Origin of the sequence: Lacisediminihabitans sp. (assembly GCF_043726815.1) — a bacterium.
GTDB lineage: Bacteria > Actinomycetota > Actinomycetes > Actinomycetales > Microbacteriaceae > Lacisediminihabitans.
The window spans coordinates 1-1,638 of sequence record NZ_JAYSJZ010000111.1 but is presented as its reverse complement, the minus strand read 5'-3'; the positions used below and the strand labels follow the sequence as shown (position 1 = coordinate 1,638).

Genomic DNA, 1,638 nt, shown 5'->3' with positions numbered 1-1,638 from the left:
CGTCGACGCGGGCGGGGCATTCGCACTGCTCGTCGCCAGTCGCACGGATGCGCCCGAGTTGGCCGACGTGCACCGCTTCGTCCATGTCTGGGAGAAGGCTGCATCACTCGACCTTCGGCATGGGCAGCCCGCAGCCATTGACAACTACGAAGCCCACGGTCGTCTGGTCGGCGGGGAGACGGAGCGGATGGCGGAGGCCGCCTACGCCGCCTGGCGACGCGACCGGGCGGACGGGCTTGCCTCTATCCTCATCGCCGAGACCGGTGACGCGGTGACCGCGCTCAACCAGCGAGCCCGCGCCGACCTCGTGCTGGCCGGTGATGTCGATGCGAGCGCCGAAGTCGCGCTTCACGACGGAACCGCGGCATCAGTCGGCGACGTGGTGTTGACACGACGGAATGAGCGCACGCTCCGCGCCGGGCGCGACTGGGTGCGCAACGGCGACCGCTGGGTCGTCACGGCAGTGAAAGTGGGCGGCGCGATGACCGTTCGCCGCGTGAGGCGTCGCTGGGGTGGTGCGATCGTGCTCCCCGCTGGATATGTCGCCGAGCACGTCGAACTCGGGTACGCGGTCACCGCCTACCGCGCCCAAGGAGTCACTACCGACACTGCGCATGCGCTCATCGAGCCGGGTACGACGCGCGAGAACCTCTACGTCGCCATGACGCGCGGGCGGCAGGCCAACACCGTGTACGTTTCGGTCAACCGGCCGGATGACGACCACAGCAACCGACACCCCGGAGATCCGACCCAGGCGACCGCGCGCTCGGTGCTGTGCGGGGTGCTCCAGCACGTCGGAGCCGAGCCGTCGGCCCACCAGACCATCGCCACTGAGCAGGATGCCTGGGGCTCGATCGCGCAGCTCGCCGCCGAATACGAGACCATCGCCGGTGCGGCACAACAGGAGCGGTGGGCGGCACTCCTGCTCGCATCCGGACTGTCGGCGGGGGAGGCGGATGCGGCGACCGCGTCGACGGCGTTCGGCGCCCTCGGCGCGGAGCTGCGCCGAGCCGAAGCCGACGGCTACGACGTGGACCGGCTGCTGCCACGACTTGTCGCCGCTCGTGGAATTGCCGACGCGGACGATATCGCTGCGGTGCTCCATGAGCGAGTCGCTCGCGCGATCTCCCAATCGCAGGGTGAGGGGCGCGTCCGCAGGCCTCTGCCACCCATCGCGGGGCTCATCATGCCTGCCATCGGTCCGATGGCGGACGACATGCGTGCCGCATTGCGCGAGCGCCGAGCGCTCATCGAGCGGCGAGCCAATGCGTTGGTCGACGACGCGGTGCGCGGGGGAGCGGCGTGGCTGGCCGAACTCGGCGGCGAGCCGGGCGACCCGCAGCGTGCGCAGGAGTGGCGACGCGAGGCGCGCTTCATTGCCGCCTACCGTGATCGGTACGGGATCGCGGACGGATCGGCGCTGGGCTCGACGGCCACCACCGCGGCTCAGCAGAGTGACGCCTCCAAAGCGCGTGCGGCTCTCGTCCACGCGCACCAACTCGCTGCCGACAACGCCGAGTGGGAGTCACCGACGCCCATGGCGGCAACGGCAGCAGCACCGAGCCTGTAACGCGGCTCTTCCGACTGTCGTAGGAGAGGCGTACGCTGGATTTCGAGGTAGCGGCCACAACTCAGAGA

At 70.0% G+C, this 1,638-nt stretch carries 1 protein-coding gene; it reads left to right on the top strand.

Annotated features, from left to right (window positions below; translation table 11 throughout):
* Window positions 1-1,570 (top strand): AAA family ATPase (locus ACHZD8_RS16550; protein WP_394771527.1); only part of this gene is annotated, 1,570 nt, incomplete at its 5' end.
* Window positions 1,571-1,638 lie beyond the last annotated feature (68 nt).